14 protein-coding genes and 1 tRNA gene are annotated in these 17,056 nt (G+C 64.0%); 2 read left to right on the top strand and 13 right to left on the bottom strand.

Annotated elements, in window-relative coordinates:
• Positions 1-10: 10 nt before the first annotated feature.
• Both ACSION_RS08130 and ACSION_RS08125 read right to left on the bottom strand, forming a co-directional pair.
• Positions 11-2,080 carry a ParB/RepB/Spo0J family partition protein gene (locus ACSION_RS08130; protein WP_435305602.1) on the bottom strand — a complete coding sequence of 690 codons (2,070 nt, stop codon included), beginning with the start codon at positions 2,078-2,080 and terminating at the stop codon, positions 11-13.
• Positions 2,081-2,160: 80 nt separating this feature from the next.
• A complete protein-coding gene (locus ACSION_RS08125; protein ID WP_003092327.1) occupies positions 2,161-2,988 on the bottom strand; it encodes a DUF932 domain-containing protein in 828 nt (275 codons plus the stop codon).
• Between the two features lie 392 nt (positions 2,989-3,380).
• Here ACSION_RS08125 and ACSION_RS08120 point away from each other — a divergent pair, with 392 nt between their 5' ends.
• A complete protein-coding gene (locus ACSION_RS08120) occupies positions 3,381-5,837 on the top strand; it encodes an ATP-binding protein (RefSeq protein WP_001223964.1) in 2,457 nt (818 codons plus the stop codon).
• 66 nt (positions 5,838-5,903) lie between these two features.
• Here ACSION_RS08120 and radC read toward each other — a convergent pair whose 3' ends face one another.
• The 6 genes from radC to tpiA all read right to left on the bottom strand — a co-directional run bounded on the left by radC (position 5,904) and on the right by tpiA (position 10,661).
• The gene (gene radC / locus ACSION_RS08115) at positions 5,904-6,413 is read right to left on the bottom strand and encodes a RadC family protein (protein ID WP_003092330.1); all 510 of its coding nucleotides are present in this window, start codon (positions 6,411-6,413) and stop codon (positions 5,904-5,906) included.
• Positions 6,414-6,764: 351 nt separating this feature from the next.
• Complete coding sequence (locus ACSION_RS08110) at positions 6,765-7,829, bottom strand: PDDEXK nuclease domain-containing protein (protein ID WP_003092331.1); 1,065 nt, start codon at positions 7,827-7,829, stop codon at positions 6,765-6,767.
• On the bottom strand, positions 7,826-9,025 hold the full coding sequence (locus tag ACSION_RS08105; protein WP_001062689.1) for a tyrosine-type recombinase/integrase: 1,200 nt from the start codon (positions 9,023-9,025) through the stop codon (positions 7,826-7,828). Before ACSION_RS08105 ends, ACSION_RS08110 begins: the two co-directional genes overlap by 4 nt.
• A gap of 239 nt (positions 9,026-9,264) precedes the next feature.
• A tRNA-Leu gene (locus ACSION_RS08100) sits at positions 9,265-9,349 on the bottom strand.
• Between the two features lie 43 nt (positions 9,350-9,392).
• Positions 9,393-9,845, bottom strand: a complete 453-nt coding sequence (gene secG / locus ACSION_RS08095) for a preprotein translocase subunit SecG (RefSeq protein WP_093490621.1) — start codon at positions 9,843-9,845, stop codon at positions 9,393-9,395.
• Positions 9,846-9,902: 57 nt separating this feature from the next.
• Positions 9,903-10,661 carry a triose-phosphate isomerase gene (gene tpiA / locus ACSION_RS08090; protein ID WP_435305601.1) on the bottom strand — a complete coding sequence of 253 codons (759 nt, stop codon included), beginning with the start codon at positions 10,659-10,661 and terminating at the stop codon, positions 9,903-9,905.
• A gap of 108 nt (positions 10,662-10,769) precedes the next feature.
• Here tpiA and ACSION_RS08085 point away from each other — a divergent pair, with 108 nt between their 5' ends.
• Complete coding sequence (locus ACSION_RS08085; protein WP_435305600.1) at positions 10,770-11,582, top strand: SDR family NAD(P)-dependent oxidoreductase; 813 nt, start codon at positions 10,770-10,772, stop codon at positions 11,580-11,582.
• Between the two features lie 68 nt (positions 11,583-11,650).
• Here ACSION_RS08085 and ACSION_RS08080 read toward each other — a convergent pair whose 3' ends face one another.
• From ACSION_RS08080 to trpB, 5 genes are all read right to left on the bottom strand, one after another.
• Complete coding sequence (locus ACSION_RS08080) at positions 11,651-12,589, bottom strand: isopenicillin N synthase family dioxygenase (RefSeq protein ID WP_093490618.1); 939 nt, start codon at positions 12,587-12,589, stop codon at positions 11,651-11,653.
• Positions 12,590-12,666: 77 nt separating this feature from the next.
• Positions 12,667-14,016: a phosphoglucosamine mutase gene (gene glmM / locus ACSION_RS08075; RefSeq protein ID WP_435305599.1), complete on the bottom strand. Its 1,350-nt coding sequence runs from the start codon at positions 14,014-14,016 to the stop codon at positions 12,667-12,669.
• The gene (gene accD / locus ACSION_RS08070) at positions 14,013-14,906 is read right to left on the bottom strand and encodes an acetyl-CoA carboxylase, carboxyltransferase subunit beta (RefSeq protein ID WP_435305598.1); all 894 of its coding nucleotides are present in this window, start codon (positions 14,904-14,906) and stop codon (positions 14,013-14,015) included. Before accD ends, glmM begins: the two co-directional genes overlap by 4 nt.
• Positions 14,907-14,993: 87 nt before the next feature.
• Positions 14,994-15,791: a tryptophan synthase subunit alpha gene (gene trpA / locus ACSION_RS08065; protein ID WP_435305597.1), complete on the bottom strand. Its 798-nt coding sequence runs from the start codon at positions 15,789-15,791 to the stop codon at positions 14,994-14,996.
• Complete coding sequence (gene trpB / locus ACSION_RS08060; RefSeq protein WP_435305596.1) at positions 15,788-16,999, bottom strand: tryptophan synthase subunit beta; 1,212 nt, start codon at positions 16,997-16,999, stop codon at positions 15,788-15,790. The genes trpA and trpB overlap by 4 nt, the downstream gene beginning before the upstream one ends.
• Between the last annotated feature and the right edge of the window lie 57 nt (positions 17,000-17,056).

Genomic DNA, 17,056 nt, shown 5'->3' with positions numbered 1-17,056 from the left:
CGGTGCGAAGTCACGCGGCCAAAGCCTCGGCCTGCGGCTGGTCATCCGCCACGGCGGCCACTTCTTCCTGTGCTTCGGCTTCGCCATCCGCCGGCGCGTCCTGCCCGGTCTGCTGCGGGCCTTCGGTGCGGAAGATGGCGGGCATCCAGCCGGTGCCAGCGGCGAGCCGTTCGGCTTCGCTGGCAATGTCGCCCTTCTTCAACTTCGCCAGTCGGGTGACGTGCGAGGGCGCGAACCCGCCAACGGCTTCCAGAATCGCGGCCTTCGGCACATGCCGGAAGTAACCCTCATTGGTGGGCTGCCACCACGCGGCCATATCCAGCCCCACGGCCTGCGCCAGTTCCGCGCCGGGCTGGTGCGGCGTGGCGCGAGGCGTCACCACGTCCACCGTGGAAGCTAAGCACACGGCCAACAGCCGCACCAGTTCATCCTGTGATTTCGCCAGCAGCGCGGCGAACAGTTCGGCGCTGTCCTCCGGCAAGGTTTCGCCTGCCACCTGTTGCAGTTCGCGCAGCGCCACGGCGGCGGGTGATTCCGGCCAGTCCGGGGCCATGCCTTCCAGCCGGTCTTGCACCGTGAGGCGCACACCCAGCGGCAGGTCGTGCCCGTAGTGCCTTTCCTGCAAGACGGTCTGCACCATGCCATGCACCACGGCGGCCAGCGCTGCTTGCGGATGCCGTGCAACTTCGATTTGCAGCGCAGCGGTACGGTGCGCGCTCAACCGCTGCGCCAGTCGGTCAGACATGGCGGCGGTCTTGGGCTGCTCGTCGTCCTCGCCTGCGTCCTCGTTCGCGGCTTCGCCTTCGCTGCCGAAACCCTGCCGCAGCCGCTCCAGCGTGCGCAGTGCCTTGGCCTCCGCTTCGCGCAGCAGCCCGCGATGAATCGCGGCCTGCCCGTCGCGGTCGATGGTGACAATGGCACCGGCTGCGGCCTTCACGTTGGCCGCATAGTCCAGCAAGCCATCTTCCAGCGCCTGCAACTGCTCGCCCAGGCGTTCGCCTTCTTCCTGCAAGGCATCGGCCTTTTCCTCGTCCTCGTCGTCCAGCGCGGCATCCACCGCCTCGGCCAGTTCGTGCAGCTTGGTTTGCAGCTTCTCGATGCGCTGCGCGTCGCGCTTGTTCGGACTGCGGCGTTCCCTTGGCGCACGCTGGAAGGCTTGCAGATCGGCATGGGTCATGCCCGGCGTGGCATCCACCCACGCCCAGCCCTCGGCCTGCACCTTGGCGGCGATACCTGCCAGCTTGTCCTGCGCCAGCCGTTCCAGCAGTGCGGCATCGGTCAGATACACGCCTTTGTCGCCCTCCGCGAACAGGTCGCGGCGGATGCCACCGCCTTCCTGCTCGTAGCCGTCCAGCCCGACAAAGCGCACCAGCGGATGCCGGTAGGCGTCGATTTCGCGTTCGGTCAGGCGGTCGCGCAGGTTGTGCGGGCCGCGCTGCCATGTGGGCGCATCGTAGAACGCGGCTTCCTGCGCAGCATGGTCGTCGGTGATGGCGAGGGCCATCAACTGGTCAAGGCTCACGGCCTCGGCCCGGTAGTCGGCCAGCAGGCGCGGCGACACGTTGGCGAGTTTCAGACGGCGCTGCACCACCAGCGGCGTGACGCTGAAATCCGCTGCAATGTCCTCGATGCTGCGGCCTTCGGCCACGAGCGCGGCGAACGCCTCGAACTGGTCGGCGGGGTGCATGGCTTCGCGCTGCACGTTCTCGGTGAGGCTGGCCGTGCGGGCGGTGCCATCGGCCACCAGCAGGCAAGGCACCTCCCATTCCTTGCTAATGCGGTGCTTTTTCGCCAGCAGCTTCAACGCTGCGAGGCGACGGTCACCGGCCACGACCTCGTAATGCTCGCCATCGGCGGCGGCAATCACGATGAGGTTTTGCAGCAGGCCGACACGCTGGATGCTGGCGGCGAGTTCGGGAATGGACATGCGCGGGGTCTTGCGCACGTTGCGGCCAGTGGGACGCGACACCAGCCGCGACAGCGGAACCAGAATCAGGTTCTTGGTCGGATCAGCGGCTTCCAGCGGGATAGCGGCGGCGGTGTTGATGGCGCGGGCTTCGGTTTGGGTAACGGCGTTCATGGTGATAACTCCTATCGGTTCAGGGATGCAGCAGCGAAGAAAGCGACAAGGGCTGCTGCCTGCCCCTGCCGCGTGGGGATTCAGGCTTTCAACTGGCGCATGCCATCGGCCAGCAGCCAGAGGGCGCGATTTAGTCGGATGTTTTGGTCGATGCCCTGCACCGGGCGGGTTTGCTGTCGGCGCCCGTTGGCGCTGCGGCCACGCAGCCCGCCTTGGGTCAGGTTTTCTTGGGTGCGGTTGAACACGCTCCACAGGTCGGGGCGGCGGTCGTCGAAGCGGCGCGGCATCAGGATTTGCGATTCCGTGATGGGCGCGGGCTTGTCGGGGTCGTCGTACTTGAGGGCGAGCGCGGCGCGGGCGAACACTTCGGATTCGCCATCGTCCAAGGTGATGCCGCGCATGGCATCGCGCGATTCCTTCACCCGATCGAAACCGCTCAAGACTTCGTAAGCCCCCTCAATGACCAGACCGGCCACGTCGCCTTTATGGGGCACTCGCACATCGGCCACGGTGTTGCCGCAGACAAGGCCATTGCTGCACACGAACCGGAACATTCCGGCCAGCATCTGATAGCTGCTGGTGCCGTCGTGCGAGTTCAGCAGCACGATTTCGTTGGCCTCCGCGCCGTTGATCTGGCTGGCATGGCGCAAGCGAATCATGTGTTTGGTGTGCTCGCGCTTGCCTTCGTCGCGCACGCGGGTTTGCGTCACCATGAAAGGCTGGAAGCCTTCTTTGCGAAGCTCGGTCAGCACGGCGGCGGTGGGGATATAGGCGTACCGCTGCGAACGGCTCTCGTGCGGGGCATCCGCGAAGATGGACGGGGCCACGCGGTGAATCTGGTCGTCGGACAGCGGGTAATCGCTGCGCAGCGAGGGGGAGCGGAAAGCGAAACGGGATGCGAGTTGCATGGTCTTTCTCCTGACAAAAGAGGTTTGCTGTTCACACCGCACACCGGATTTCTAGATTCGGAGCCCAGCCTTTCGGCTGTTTGGTGCGGTCGGCACGAGGAACCCGGTTGGCCCTGTTGCCACCGTCTTTCCTGAGTTCATCGCCCGCGCCCAAAGGAGCGCGCGGACGGGGGCCGTCAAGGAGCCAAGCGCAGGGTTGGTGCGGCCCGCAGGCGCAGCCGAGGACACGGCCCTGCGCGCCTTGACGGCACACGGTCGCGGGCTACGGTCGCGGGTAAGGTGATGAAGTCAGGGGAGACGGCTGGACAAGGCAACGGCCATCCCTTTGTGCTGACCGCACGCAAGCGAAGCGCGCAGGCCCGAAGCTGGAAGCCGGGCCGTAGGCGTCAGCGATGCGGAAGGCTGGCGAAGCCAGTCCCGCCAGGGATGAGCGACTAGCGAACCTGGAGCAGCGCGATCCGCGAAGCGGAGACGCAAGAGGACTCTTCGTTTACCATTTGTTTCGCAAGCAAATGATGGGAAAGCAAGAACACGGAGATATAGAGATGATTGTCTGCATCAACCGCCTCAAACAGTTCGGAATCTTCAGCGACTTCAATGGAACGAAGATCCAAAAGTTCGGCCGGTACAACCTGGTCTATGGTTGGAATGGAACAGGCAAGTCAACGTTATCGAATCTATTCTCTTGCTTTGAGCTTCGCTCGATGGTTCCCCGCTTCAGCACGGGCCAATTTTCAGTAGTTCTGGAGGATGGCTCAACGATCACGGAATCCACACTCCACTCATCCCAATTGAATATTCATGTTTTCAATCAACGCTTCGTGCATGAGAACATTGATTGGGACAAATCCGTAAAGAGCATCCTTCTTATTGCGAAAGAGAAGATTGATGACTTGCAGAAGCTGGAGAAGCTGAAGAGCGAGCTTCAGTCGAAAAAGAAGGCTCACGACGACAAGCAAAGCGATATCAAGAAGCAGCGTGAGGCATTAGAGAAGTTCCTGACCAATGCTGCCAAGAAAATGAAGCTTGGACTTCAGGCGATTGATACGAGCGACAGTTATTACTTGAATTACGACCGCCGCAAGCTCTTCAACTTCATACAGAATAACGGCGAGACAATTATCAAGGCGGAGTCGGTTCTTCCAGATGAGAGGGTTATCGACCTTACGAATGCCGCCAAGCCAGATCAGCTTCCAAGCATTGCTTTCGCCTCAACGGCCATTGAGCCGGACTACTTTAAGAAAGCGGCGGGCCGCATCAGAGATTTGATTGGGACTACGGCGGTCAATCAAGCAATCCAGCGGCTGACCGATAACCCGGAAATCCGCGAATGGGTTCAAGCAGGCTTGGAAATCCATAAAAACCACGACTCGCAATCCTGCGAGTTCTGCGGCTCTCCGTTCGCCCAGCTTCGTGCCGAGGCGCTTGCTGCCCACTTCAGCAAGGAGTTCACGGAGTTTCAGAGCCGACTTCAGAACGCGGCGACATGGATTGAATCTCAAGGCGCTCCAGCTAATCAGTTTCCCGCATCGACCGAGTTTTATAAAGAACTATCGGCCGAGGCAGAGAAGCTTCAAAAGGACTACGCAACTGCTGCTGAAAAGATCGACCAGCAAATCGACGCCTGGCGGGAAGCCCTGAAGGCCAAGATCACAGACCCTGGGAAGACAGACATTCAGATCTCGGATGTGGTTGAAGACGATGTCACCAATTTCAATGACATCCTGAAATCGATTGTTGCTCTCGTTGGAAAGCACAACAATAAGACTTCAAATTTCAAATCTGAGACCTCAAAAAGCAAGGTGGCACTGGAGCTTCACTTTGCTGCGGCTGAGGTGCAAGAGTTTGACTATGCTGGAAGTGAGAAGAAGTGCAATGACCTTGAGTCAGAAGCAAAGAACGACCATAAGGAAATTGAAAAAATTAGTCTAGAGGTCGGAGCCATAGAAGCGGCGCTCTCGAATGAAACGGTCGGGGCAAAGGAGTTCAATGACATCCTGCATCGCTTCATTGGCCGCTCTGAGCTTTGCCTGAACTTCAATCAGAAGAAGAAAGGCTATGAGATCATCAGAAACGGGGTTGGTGAGCACGATGGGAATTTGAGCGAAGGTGAGAAAACTGCGATTGCATTTGTCTATTTCATCACGAAGCTCAAAGAAAATGGAAATAACATCAAGGATACGATCGTCGTCGTTGACGATCCGGTCTCAAGCTTTGATTCTAATCACTTGTTTCACGCCTACTCGTTTTTGAGAACGCAATGCACTGAAGCCAAGCAACTTTTTGTGCTGACTCACAACTTCACTTACTTTAAGCTAGTGAGAGACTGGTTCACTGGCACCAATAGGAATCGAGTCAAAAAAGGCAACGCCGAGAATTGCTTCTTTTATCGCCTGGATGCGCCACCTGGCTCCCCTCGTCACTCCCTACTTGTGGATGCCGACGACTCACTCAAGAACTACGGTTCCGAGTACCACTATATCTTCAAGAAGCTCTACGAATATAGGGCGCACACAACACTCAATCGAGATGAGGCGTTCTTGACCGCCAACCTCGCCCGAAAGCTTGTTGAATCGTTTTTCACCTTCAAATATCCAAGGCGTCGAAGCGACATTAGTCAATTGATGGAGGCTGGCCTAAAAGATTGCACCATCACGACACCAGAGCTTAAAGAAAAAATCTACCGCTTTATCAATAAGTATTCACATAGCGACGTTATTGAGATAACAGAGGAATCCGCAGAAAACTTGGCAGGCGAAAGCCACAGCGTCATCGGGAACATCTTCCAGTGGCTGGAAGAGGTGGACAAGAAACATTACGACGAGATGATTCAGGTTGCGACGGCCTGAGCATCAGGCCGCGAGGGCCATAGCTATGCCACCAGGCGCAGCAAAAAGGGGCCGAAGCCCCTTGGGCTAGATCAGCCCATGCTCGGCGAACGATGCCGTTTCGTTGCCCGCAACGATGATGTGATCGAGCACGCGCACGTCCACCAGACCCAACGCTTCCTTGAGCCGCTGGGTCAGCGCCCGGTCAGCCGCGCTCGGCTCGGGGTTTCCGCTCGGATGGTTGTGCGAAACGACGACCGCCGCCGCATTGAGCCGCAGCGCCTCCTTGACCACTTCGCGCGGATACACCGACGCACCGTCAATAGTGCCGTGGAACATCTCCCTGTATTCGATCAGACGATGGCGCGTATCCATGAACAGCACTACGAACACCTCATGCTCGAAGCTGGCCAACTTTGTACGCAAGTATTCCTTGACCGCCGCCGGCGAAGTGAACTCTGCTCCGCGCCGCATTTTCCGGTCAATGACCTGGCGCGCAGCTTCCAGAATGTCGTCGGCCGATGCCGGTAGATAGCGCCCGTGCGCGTCGCGCACCAGCAGACAGGAATCGAACGAGGGAAAGGACAGTTGCGACATGATCGTGCTCCGGTTGCTCGGGCGGAATTGCCCGGAACCGGCGGCAGCACGGCGCAGCGCAAGCAGTCAGGGGTCGCAGACGGCCGCCAGGACGCAAGCGCGCATGGCGCGCGCCGCCCTTGACGGCGAGAACGCCGTGATACGGTGAAGGGAACAGCAAGACCGCCCACACCCGCCCACTGCACAGAGTCGATTTTTGGCAAGCGGAGCGCGCAGGCCCGGATCAACGAGCCGGGACGGAGGCGTCAGTGATGGAAGCCCGACAGGGGCGAGACTCGCGCAGCGAAGCTCGATGCGCAGCACGACAGCGCGACGGCGGCACGCCGGGACGCCCGACTGCTTGGGACAGGACTACTCGTTGTCCGTCTTGCGCTGCTCGATTTGCAACTGCGCCCGTTGCGTTGCCTGTTGCAGCCGCTCCACCAGCACGCCCCTCGGCGGCAAGGCGGTCAGATACTCGGCAACGTGGATGCCGGACTTGTCCAGCTCCAGCAATTCGATCTGCTCGCGCTTCTTGCCGGTGCAAAGGATGATCCCGAGCGGCGAGGCTTCCTCCGGCTCCCGTTCGTGCTTGTCTAGCCACCGAAGGTAAAGCTCCATCTGCCCTTTGTAGGCCGCCTTGAAGTCACCTACCTTCAACTCCACCGCAACCAGCCGCCGCAGCTTGCGGTTGTAGAACAGAAGGTCAAGGTGGAAATCCTCGTCGTCGATCGGAATGCGCTTCTGCCGGGCGACGAATGAGAAGCCCGCGCCCAGCTCCAGCAGGAAGGACTCCATTTCACGGATGATCGCCGCTTCCAAGTCGCCTTCCTGCCAAGTGTCCCGCAGGCCCAGGAAGTCGAGGATGTACGGGTCGCGCATGACCAGGGCCGGCGACATGCGCTGCGCATCGCGCAGGGTCGCCAACTCCTGCGCTATGGTTTCTTCCGGCTTTTGGGAAAGCGCCGTGCGCTCGTACAGCATCGAGTCGATACGCTCGCGCAGCGTCCGCACGCTCCAGCGTTGGGTGCTGGCCATCTGTGCGTAGTAGTCCCGCTGGAGCGGGTCTTTCAGCGGCATCAGGGCGATGAAGTGCGTCCAGCTCAATTCTCGTATCAGTGATACGAGAATTCGCTCGTCGGGGAAGGTGGCGGCGAACTGCACCATGCGGCGCAAGTTCTGCTCTGCAAAGCTGCTGCCGTACTCCTCCACCAACTGCGCAGCCAAGGTGGGCAGAACTTCCTTGCCGTAGGCGCCCCGGCGCCTGTCCAAGACCTGCGTGTGGATGCGTTGGCCGATGCGCCAGTAGAGCATCGTAAGCTCGCTATTCACCGTCGAGGCGGCGCGCAAGCGCGCCGCCTCGATCAGTGCCCGAATGTCGCCCAGCAGCGCCGCGGGCGCTGCGAGCGATGCTGCTGATGGCCGGCGCCCGTTCATGCCACCGCCTCCGCAAGCTGCCGCGCGCCCGTGATGGCTTGGCGGCGGCTGGCCACCAGCTCGGCCGCCTCGCGCACCGGCTTGTCCTCGGTGTGGACGTAGTGCATGAACATCGCCACGGTCTTGTGGCCCGTCAGCTTCATTCCCACTTTGGTCGGCACACCGGAATTGGCAATGTCGGTGGTCGAGCGATGACGGATGCCGTGCGTGCCTACGTGCGGCACGCTGGCGGCCTTGAGCGTCCGGCACCAGCCGCCATAGTGCTCGCCAAAGGTCAGGTGCTTGGCCGGGTCGTTCGGCGACGGCAGGACGTAAGGGCAGCCTTCCAGACGCGGCGCCGTCGAAAGCAGCCGATAGGCTTCCTCGCTCATGGGCTTGGAAATGCCGCCAACCTTGCTGTCGGGCCACACCACGCGCCGGTTCTCGAAGTCCAGCCAGCTCCATTCGAGCGGGCAGATTTCGGAGCGCCGCGCCGCAAACTCGAATTGCAGCCGGATCGCCAACGGGATGACGTAGTTCTCCAGCCCCTCCGCCTCCAGTTTCTCCAACTGGCGGAAGATCCGCACCATTTCCTCGTCCACGATGAGCCGGGTTTCCTTGCCCGGCGGGTACATCGGGACGTGGCGGCACGGATTCGTGCCGTCCGGGCGGAAGCCCCAGACTTCGGCCAAGTTGAACATCTTGCGCAGCACGCCGAAGGTCTTGTTGGCCTCGGTCGGCTTGTAGGCCAGCTTTTCCATGAGCCCCGCAATGTCGGGCCGCTTCACGTCATGCACCTTCTTGCGGCCCAGCAGCGGGATGATGTTGCGGTCGATGACGCCCTGGTAGCCGTCCTGCGTGCTGACCTTGTTGCGCTTCTTGGAGTAGTCCTCCATGAACTTTTTGCACAACTCGGCCATCGTGGGCGCCTTGCGCGCCTCGGCCTTGGCACCGCCGGGATCACCACCCCGGCGAACCTCGGCCAGCCAGTCCTGCGCTTTGACCCGCGCCTGTTCGACGGTTAGCTCCCCGTAGAGTCCCAGCGAGGGCTTGCGGGGCTGGCCAGAGTTCGTGCGGTACTGGAGCATGAACACCCGGCGTCCCGTCGAGGTAATCTTGCAAAGGAAGCCGGGCACGACGGTATCCCGTAGTTCGATGTCCTTCGCCTGGGGTTGCGCCGACTCTACGGCGGTCTTGGTGAGCTTGATCTTTGCCATGATGACTCCTTGGAACGACCCGGATTCCAGGAGCCAGATAGGAGCGGCGCGAGGGAGAACCGGGTCAAGTTTCAGAAAGCACCGGCATATGATGGAAGCGCGTAAGCTATTGATAAACCTGCTGTATCGGGCTACGTCGCAGTCCAGCGAACTACCGGGCTGGAGTCATCGTGAAACAAAAAACCCGCCTCGCGGCGGGTTTTTCACCAGTTCCGCTGGGTAGCGGTCCTGTTTGCTGCTGGTGCCCAAGAGGGGACTCGAACCCCTACGACTTTCGTCGCTACCACCTCAAGGTAGTGCGTCTACCAATTCCGCCACCTGGGCTTTGAAACCTGCGCGGCTGCGAGCCGCGCCATTGTAGCCGGGCTCAGCCGCCTTGCGGCGGCGTAACCGGCGCCTGCTGCTCGCCGGCGGCCGGCGCGGGCGCGGCTTCCTGCGGAGCGGCGGGCACGGTGCTGGCGGGTGCCGGCGCCTGGATCGGCGTGCTGGGCACGGTCGACGGCTTCGGCAGTTCGCCCACGGGCGCTTCAGCCGGCGCCGGCAGCTGCGACATCACGCCGAGGTTCTGCTGCGTGGTCGGTCGCGCGCTGTGGGTCGCGTACCAGGCCATGAACAGGCTGATGCCGAAGAACGCAACGGCCAGCCACTTGGTGCTCTTGGACAGGAAGTTGGACGCGCCACGCGCGCCGAACACCGTGCCGGACGCGCCCGCACCGAAGCCCGAACCGGCCTGCGCGCCCGAGCCGCGCTGCATCAGGACCAGCGCGATGATCGCGATGGCCACCAGCACGTACACCACATTAAGGATCAACATCCACATCGGATTCAGTCTCAACCGGTTGAGTCGCCGGGCCCCCATGGGCCGGCGTTGCCGGGGTTACCCCCGACCGGCCGCCGCTTGCGCGATGGCCAGGAAATCCCGGGCGACCAGGGAAGCGCCGCCCACCAGCCCTCCATCGACATCGGGCTGCGCAAACAGTTCCGCGGCGTTGTCGGGCTTCACGCTGCCTCCATAGAGGAGGGTCAGTGAATCGGCAATTCTAGCATCGCGCGCGGCCACTTCGCCACGGATGAACGCGTGCACCGCCTGCGCCTGTTCCGGCGTGGCAGTCAGGCCGGTCCCGATCGCCCAGACCGGCTCGTAGGAAATCACGGCATCGGCGAAGGCCTGCGGACCCGCGAGGTCGAACACGGCCTCGAGCTGCTTGAGGATGCGGAACTCGGTCTGGCCGTCCTTGCGCTGCTGCTCGGTCTCGCCGACGCACAGCACGGGAATCAGGCCGGCGTTCTTCGCCGCGACGAACTTCCGGGCCACGAGTTCGCTGCTCTCGTTGTGGTACTGGCGGCGCTCGGAGTGGCCGACGAGGCCGTAGCGCGCGCCCACGTCGGCCAGCATGGAGGCGGACACTTCACCCGTGTAGGCGCCTTTTTCGTTGCTGCTGACGTCCTGCGCGCCGAAGGCGATACCGCGATGGCCGTAGTCTTCGATCAGCTCGCCCAGGTAAGGCAGCGGCGGCAGGACCAGCAGGTCCACGCCGTCCAGCGGGAGGCCGGCGACCAGTTCGTCCATCAGCGCGGTGGCGAAACCGCGGTTGCCATGGAGCTTCCAGTTACCCGCCACGAGCTTGCGACGCATAAGACCAATTCCTGTCCAGTTCGGGCCGCGCAGTCTAACGGATGTTGGCCGGCGCACCTACCCGCCGCGGTATCGTGAGGACAGACACGACATCGCCCCGGACCGCCCATGACCGACGCCTCCCCTGCCCGCTCTCCCGGCCGCGCCCTGGTTACCGGTGCTTCCAGCGGCATCGGCGAACAGATCGCGCGCGAGTACGCGCGCCGCGGCGTGCCGTTGGTGCTGACGGCCCGGCGGGTGGACCGTCTGCAGGCGCTGGCGGACGAATTGGCCGCGCAGGTGCCCGTGGATGTCATCGCCTGCGACCTGGCCGACCCGGCGGCACCGGCAGCGCTCGTCGCCGAACTCGGACGCCGCGGCATCGCCGTGCGGATCCTGGTCAACAACGCCGGCTACGGCGTGCCGGGGCGCTACCGCAGCAACGACTGGTCCATCCATGCCGCCTTCCTGCAGGTGATGCTCACGGCGGTCAGCGAACTGTGCTGGCGCCTGCTGCCGTCGATCCGCGCCAGCGGCCAGGGACGCATCATCAACGTGGCCTCGTTCGCCGCGTTGATGCCCGCAGCGGAAGGCCAGACGCTGTACGCGCCGGCGAAGAGCTTCCTGCTCAAGCTGAGTGAGGCCCTTGCACTGGAGAATGCGGATCGCGGCGTCCACGTGACCGCGTTGTGTCCGGGCTTCACTTACTCCGAATTCCACGACGCCACGGGCACGCGCGCCCGCATGCAGGTGTCTCCGACGATGTGGCTGCAGGCCATCGACGTCGCGCGCGCCGGCATCGACGGCAACGAGCGCGGCGACGTACTCGTGGTGCCCGGCTGGCGTTACAAGCTGATGCACGCCATCGTGAAGCTGCTGCCGCACCGGCTGGCGCTGGGCATGATGGCGCGCAACTCCCGCAAGGTGCGCCCACTCGACTGAGGGGCCGGAAACGCACGACGCCGGCAAGCCGGCGTCGTGGGAAGCAGGTGCCGCGGGAAGCGGCGCGCTTACTTCAGCTTGATCTCGCGCAGGCGCTCTTCCAGGTAGCCCTGGGCGGTGATCGCTTCCGGGTAGCGCTTGGGATTCTCGGCGGTGATCGTCGAGGGCAGCACGTCGATCAGGAAGTCCGGGTTCGGATGCAGGAAGAACGGCACCGAGTAGCGCGGCTGGCGCGCCTGTTCGCCCGGCGGATTGGTCACGCGGTGCGTGGTCGACGGATACACGTGGTTGGTCAGGCGCTGCAGCATGTCGCCGATGTTGACCACGATGGTGTCGGCGTCGGAGGTGAAGGGCACCCACTCGCCCTGCTTCGACCGCACCTCCAGGCCCGCCGCGCTCGCGCCGACCAACAGCGTGATCAGGTTGATGTCCTCATGCGCGCCGGCGCGCACGTTCGGGATGTCGTCGGCGGTGATCGGCGGATAATGGATCGGGCGCAAGATCGAGTTGCCCGAGTTCGTCTTGTCGACGAAGTAATTCTCCGGCAGGCCGATGTGCAGGGCCAGCGCCGACAGCACGCGCGAGCCCAACTGGTCCAGCGCCTCGTACAGGCCGTAGCCATGCTCCTTGAAACCCGGCACCTCGACGGGCCACAGGTTCGGCGGCATGACGTCCCGGTACTTCGAATCCTCCGGGATCTCGCGGCCGATGTGCCAGAACTCCTTCAAGTCGAAGTGCTTGGAGTCCTTTGCGGTTTCCACGCCGAACGGCGTGTAGCCGCGTGCGCCGCCGCCGCCCGGCACGTGGTACTGCTTCTTCACGTCGTCGGGCAGTGCGAAGAAACGCTTGAACACATCGTAGGCGGCATCGATCTGCTCTTGCGGGATGCCGTGGTTGCGGATGCCGGCGAAACCCCATTCGCGGTAGGCCGCGCCGAGCTCGGCGACGAACGCTTCGCGATCGGTATCGAAACGGGTGATGTCCAGGGTGGGAATGCGGGCACTCATGCGGGTTTGCTCCAACAGGTTTGTTGCGCGGGGAACGCCATGGGAACGTTCCCGCGCCAGAGATTCATTGATCCAGCTCAAGCCGCGGCAGCGGCGCGCACGGCATCGGCAAGGGTGTCCAGCGTGCTGCGTACCAGCGCATCGTCGTCCGCCTCGACCGTCACGCGAACGACGGGCTCGGTGCCGGACGGACGCAGGAACGCACGCCCGCGCCCGGAAACGGCCGCCTGCGCCTGTGCGAGCGCGGCCTGCACGCTCGCCGCCTCGGTCGGCTTCGCGCCGTTGGCCAGCTTCACGTTGATGGTCTTCTGCGGCAGCATCGTCAGCCCGTCCAGGGCCTCGCGCAGCGTCTGCCGGCGACGACGCAGCGCCTCCAGCACCTGCAGCGCGGCGATGATGGCATCACCGGTGGTGGTGCGGTCCAGGCATAGCAGGTGGCCGGAAGCTTCGCCGCCGAGCACCGCATTGCCTTCGACCAGCGCCTGGTGCACGTAACGGTCGCCGACCTTGGTGCGGACGAACGGGATCTCGAGCTTGCCCAGCGCGCGCTCCAGGCCGTAGTTGGTCATCAGTGTGCCGACCACCGGGCCGCGCAGGCGGCCACTGGCCTGCCAGTCGCGCGCCAACAGGTAAATCAGTTCGTCGCCATCCACGGGCACGCCATCGGCGTCGGCCATCAGCACGCGATCGCCGTCGCCGTCGAAGGCGACGCCCAAGTGGGCGCCGGTTTCGCGCACCTTGGCGGCCAGGCTTTCCACGTGCATGGAGCCCACGCCGTCGTTGATGTTGATGCCATTGGGCTCCGCACCGATGGTGATCACGTCGGCGCCCAATTCGCGGAACAACGCCGGCGCGATGTGGTACGTGGCGCCATGCGCGCAGTCCAGCACCAGCTTCAGCCCCTTCAGGTCGAAGCGGCGCGGCACGCTGGCCTTGCAGAATTCCATGTAGCGGCCGACTGCGTCGCGCGTGCGGATCGCCTTGCCGAGCTTCTCGGATTCGGCGGTGAAGAACGGCGCGTCGAGCGCGGCTTCGATGGCGAGTTCGGTCGCGTCGTCGAGCTTCTCGCCTTCGGCCGAGAAGAACTTGATGCCGTTGTCGTAATGCGGGTTATGCGAGGCACTGATGACGATGCCGGCGTCGGCGCCAAGGGTGCGGGTCAGGAACGCCACGCCGGGCGTGGGCATCGGGCCCATCAGCTGCACGTCGGCACCGGCAGCGACCAGCCCGGCTTCGAGCGCGGCTTCGAACATGTAGCCGGAGATGCGCGTGTCCTTGCCGATCACCACGACCGGGCGGGCATCGCCGGCCTTTTCGCACAGCACGCGCCCGAGGGCGTTGCCCAGGCGCAGCACGAAATCGGCGGAGATCGGACTGGTGCCGACACGGCCACGGATGCCGTCGGTACCGAAATATTTGCGACTCATGCGGTCACCAGTTCGCTGTCCTGCGGCTTGGGCTGTTTCATCAGCAACGCCAGCAGGTCCGCCAGGCGGTCACGCATCTCGCGGCGGTCGCAGATCTGGTCCACCGCGCCGTGCGCCAGCAGGAACTCCGAACGCTGGAAGCCTTCCGGCAGCGTCTCGCGCACGGTCTGCTCGATCACGCGCGGACCGGCGAAGCCAATCAGCGCTTCCGGCTCGGCGAGGTTGATGTCGCCCAGCATCGCGAAGCTCGCCGACACACCGCCGGTGGTGGGGTGCGTCATCACCGAGATGTACGGCAGGCCGGCCTCGCGCAGCTTGGCCAGCGCAGCCGAGGTCTTAGCCATCTGCATCAGCGAGAACAGGCTCTCCTGCATGCGCGCGCCGCCGCTGGCGGAGAAGCACACGAACGGCGAACCGATCTCGAGCGCCTTCTCCGCGCCCAGCGCAAAGCGCTCGCCGACCACCGAACCCATCGAACCGCCCATGTAGGCGAAATCGAAGGCACTGGCGACCAGGTCGCGGCCCTTCAACGTCCCCTGCAGGGTGATCAACGCGTCGCGCTCACCGGTGCTCTTCTGCGCGGCCTTGATGCGGTCGGCGTACTTCTTCTGGTCCTTGAACTTCAGCACGTCGGTCGGGCCCAGCGCAGCGCCGATCTCGCGGGTGCTGCCGGGGTCGAACAACGCGGCCATGCGGGCGCGGGCGCGGATCGGCATGTGGAAGCTGCACTTTGGGCAGACCTCCAGGTTCTCTTCCAGCTCCGGCCGGTACAGCACCGCGCCGCAGCGGTCGCATTTTTCCCACAGCCCCTCGGGGACGCTGCGTTTGCTCTTGCCTGCGTTGCCTTCGGTGCGGATGCCCGACGGCATCAGTTTGCTGAGCCAGCTCATGCGTGGTCTTGCTGCCTGCCCCGGGAGGGGCCCAATGGATTAGCGCGGCAGTTTAGCTCAGTCGTCCATGCACAACCGTACGGTGGCTCAGCCGTCCAGGGCCGCGCGCAACGGCGCCAGGAAGGCTGCCGCCCGCGCTGGCGCGCCCTCGCCCGCCTCGGCCAGCGCCTCGACCAGCGCGCTGCCTACCACGACGCCGTCGGCATCGGCCGCCATCGCCGAGGCGCTGGCCGCATCCTTGATGCCGAACCCGGCCACCACCGGCACGCGCGAAGCCTGCCTCAGTTGCTTCACGCGCTCGCCTGCCGCGCGGACGTCAAGGCGATCCGAGGCACCGGTGACGCCGGCGAAGCTGACGTAGTACAGGTAACCCTGCGCGGTCTCGCACAGCATGCCCAACCGTTCAGGGGATGTGGTCGGCGACGCCAGCGCGATCAGCGCCAAGCCCTCCCGGTTGAAGGCCGCGCGCGTCTCCTGCGCCTCTTCCGGAGGCAGGTCGACCAGCAGCACGCCATCGACGCCGGCTGCGACCGCATCCTTCGCGAACCGCGCGGCGCCGTGGATCTCCACCGGGTTCAGGTAGCCCATCAGGACGACGGGCGTGGCGTCATCCTGCTGGCGAAATACTTCCACGGCTTCCAGTACGTAGCGCAGCCCGGCGCCACGCGACAGCGCGCGTTCGGAACTGCGCTGGATGACCGGGCCGTCGGCCATCGGATCGGAGAACGGCACGCCGAGTTCGATCACGTCGGCACCGGCATCCACCAGCGCGTGCATCACCGGCACCGTGGACTCCAGCGACGGGTCGCCGGCGGTGATGAACGGCACCAATGCCTTGCGGCCTGCGGTCTTGAGTTCGGCGAACTTGGTTTCGAAGCGGCTCACAGGCTGATCCCCTCGCGTGCGGCGATGGTGTGCACGTCCTTGTCGCCACGGCCGGACAGGTTGCACAGCACCAGCTGGTCCTTCGGCAGTTCGCGTGCCAGCTTGATCGCCTGGGCGACCGCGTGGCTGGATTCCAGCGCCGGCAGGATGCCTTCGGTACGTGTCAGGCGATGGAATGCGGCGAGCGCTTCGTCGTCGGTGACGCCGACATACTCCGCGCGCCCGCTGTCCTTCAGGAACGCATGCTCTGGCCCGACGCCCGGGTAGTCCAGTCCGGCGGAGATGGAATGCGTTTCGATGATCTGGCCGTCGTCGTCGCAGATCACGTAGGTACGGTTGCCGTGCAGCACGCCGATGCGTCCTGCCGACAGCGACGAGGCATGGCGACCGGTCTCGATGCCGTCACCGGCGGCTTCGGCGCCAACGATGCGCACGCCGGGATCGTTGAGGAAGGCGTGGAACAGACCGATCGCATTGCTGCCGCCGCCGACGCAGGCGGTGATGGCATCCGGCAGGCGGCCGTAGTCGGCCAGCATCTGCGCCCTCGCCTCACGACCGACCACGGCGTTGAAGTCGCGCACCATGCGCGGATACGGGTCCGGACCGGCGACGGTGCCGATGATGTAGAAGGTGTCGTGCACGTTGGTCACCCAATCGCGCATCGCTTCGTTCAGTGCGTCCTTCAACGTGGCCGAGCCGCTGGTCACCGGCACCACGGTCGCGCCGAGCAACTTCATGCGATAGACGTTGATCTTCTGGCGCTCGATGTCGGTGGCGCCCATGTACACCACGCACTCCAGGCCCAGCCGGGTGGCGACCGTGGCGCTGGCCACGCCGTGCTGGCCCGCGCCGGTCTCGGCGATGATCCGCTTCTTGCCCATCCGGCTGGCCAGCAGCGCCTGCCCGATGGTGTTGTTGATCTTGTGCGCGCCGGTGTGGTTCAGGTCCTCGCGCTTGAGCAGGATCTGTGCGCCGCCCACTTCGCGGCTCAGGCGCTCCGCGTGGTAGATCGGGCTGGGCCGGCCGACGTAGTGCTTCAGGTCCTTGTCGAAGGCAGCGATGAAGGCCGGATCGACGCGGGCAGTGTCATAGGCCGCGGCCAGTTCCTGCAGCGGCCCGATCAGCGTCTCGGCGACGAAGCGACCCCCGTGGCGGCCAAAATGACCCTGGGCATCCGGGTAGGCGTGGAAGTCGGTGGCAGACGGCATGATCGGTGGTCCAGAGAGCGATGCTTCACGTTATCGCACACCGACCCTCTGGAATAT

Origin of the sequence: Pseudoxanthomonas sp. LjRoot125 (assembly GCF_964252705.1) — a bacterium.
Lineage (GTDB): Bacteria > Pseudomonadota > Gammaproteobacteria > Xanthomonadales > Xanthomonadaceae > Pseudoxanthomonas_A.
This window is presented reverse-complemented; position numbering and strand designations above follow the sequence as displayed.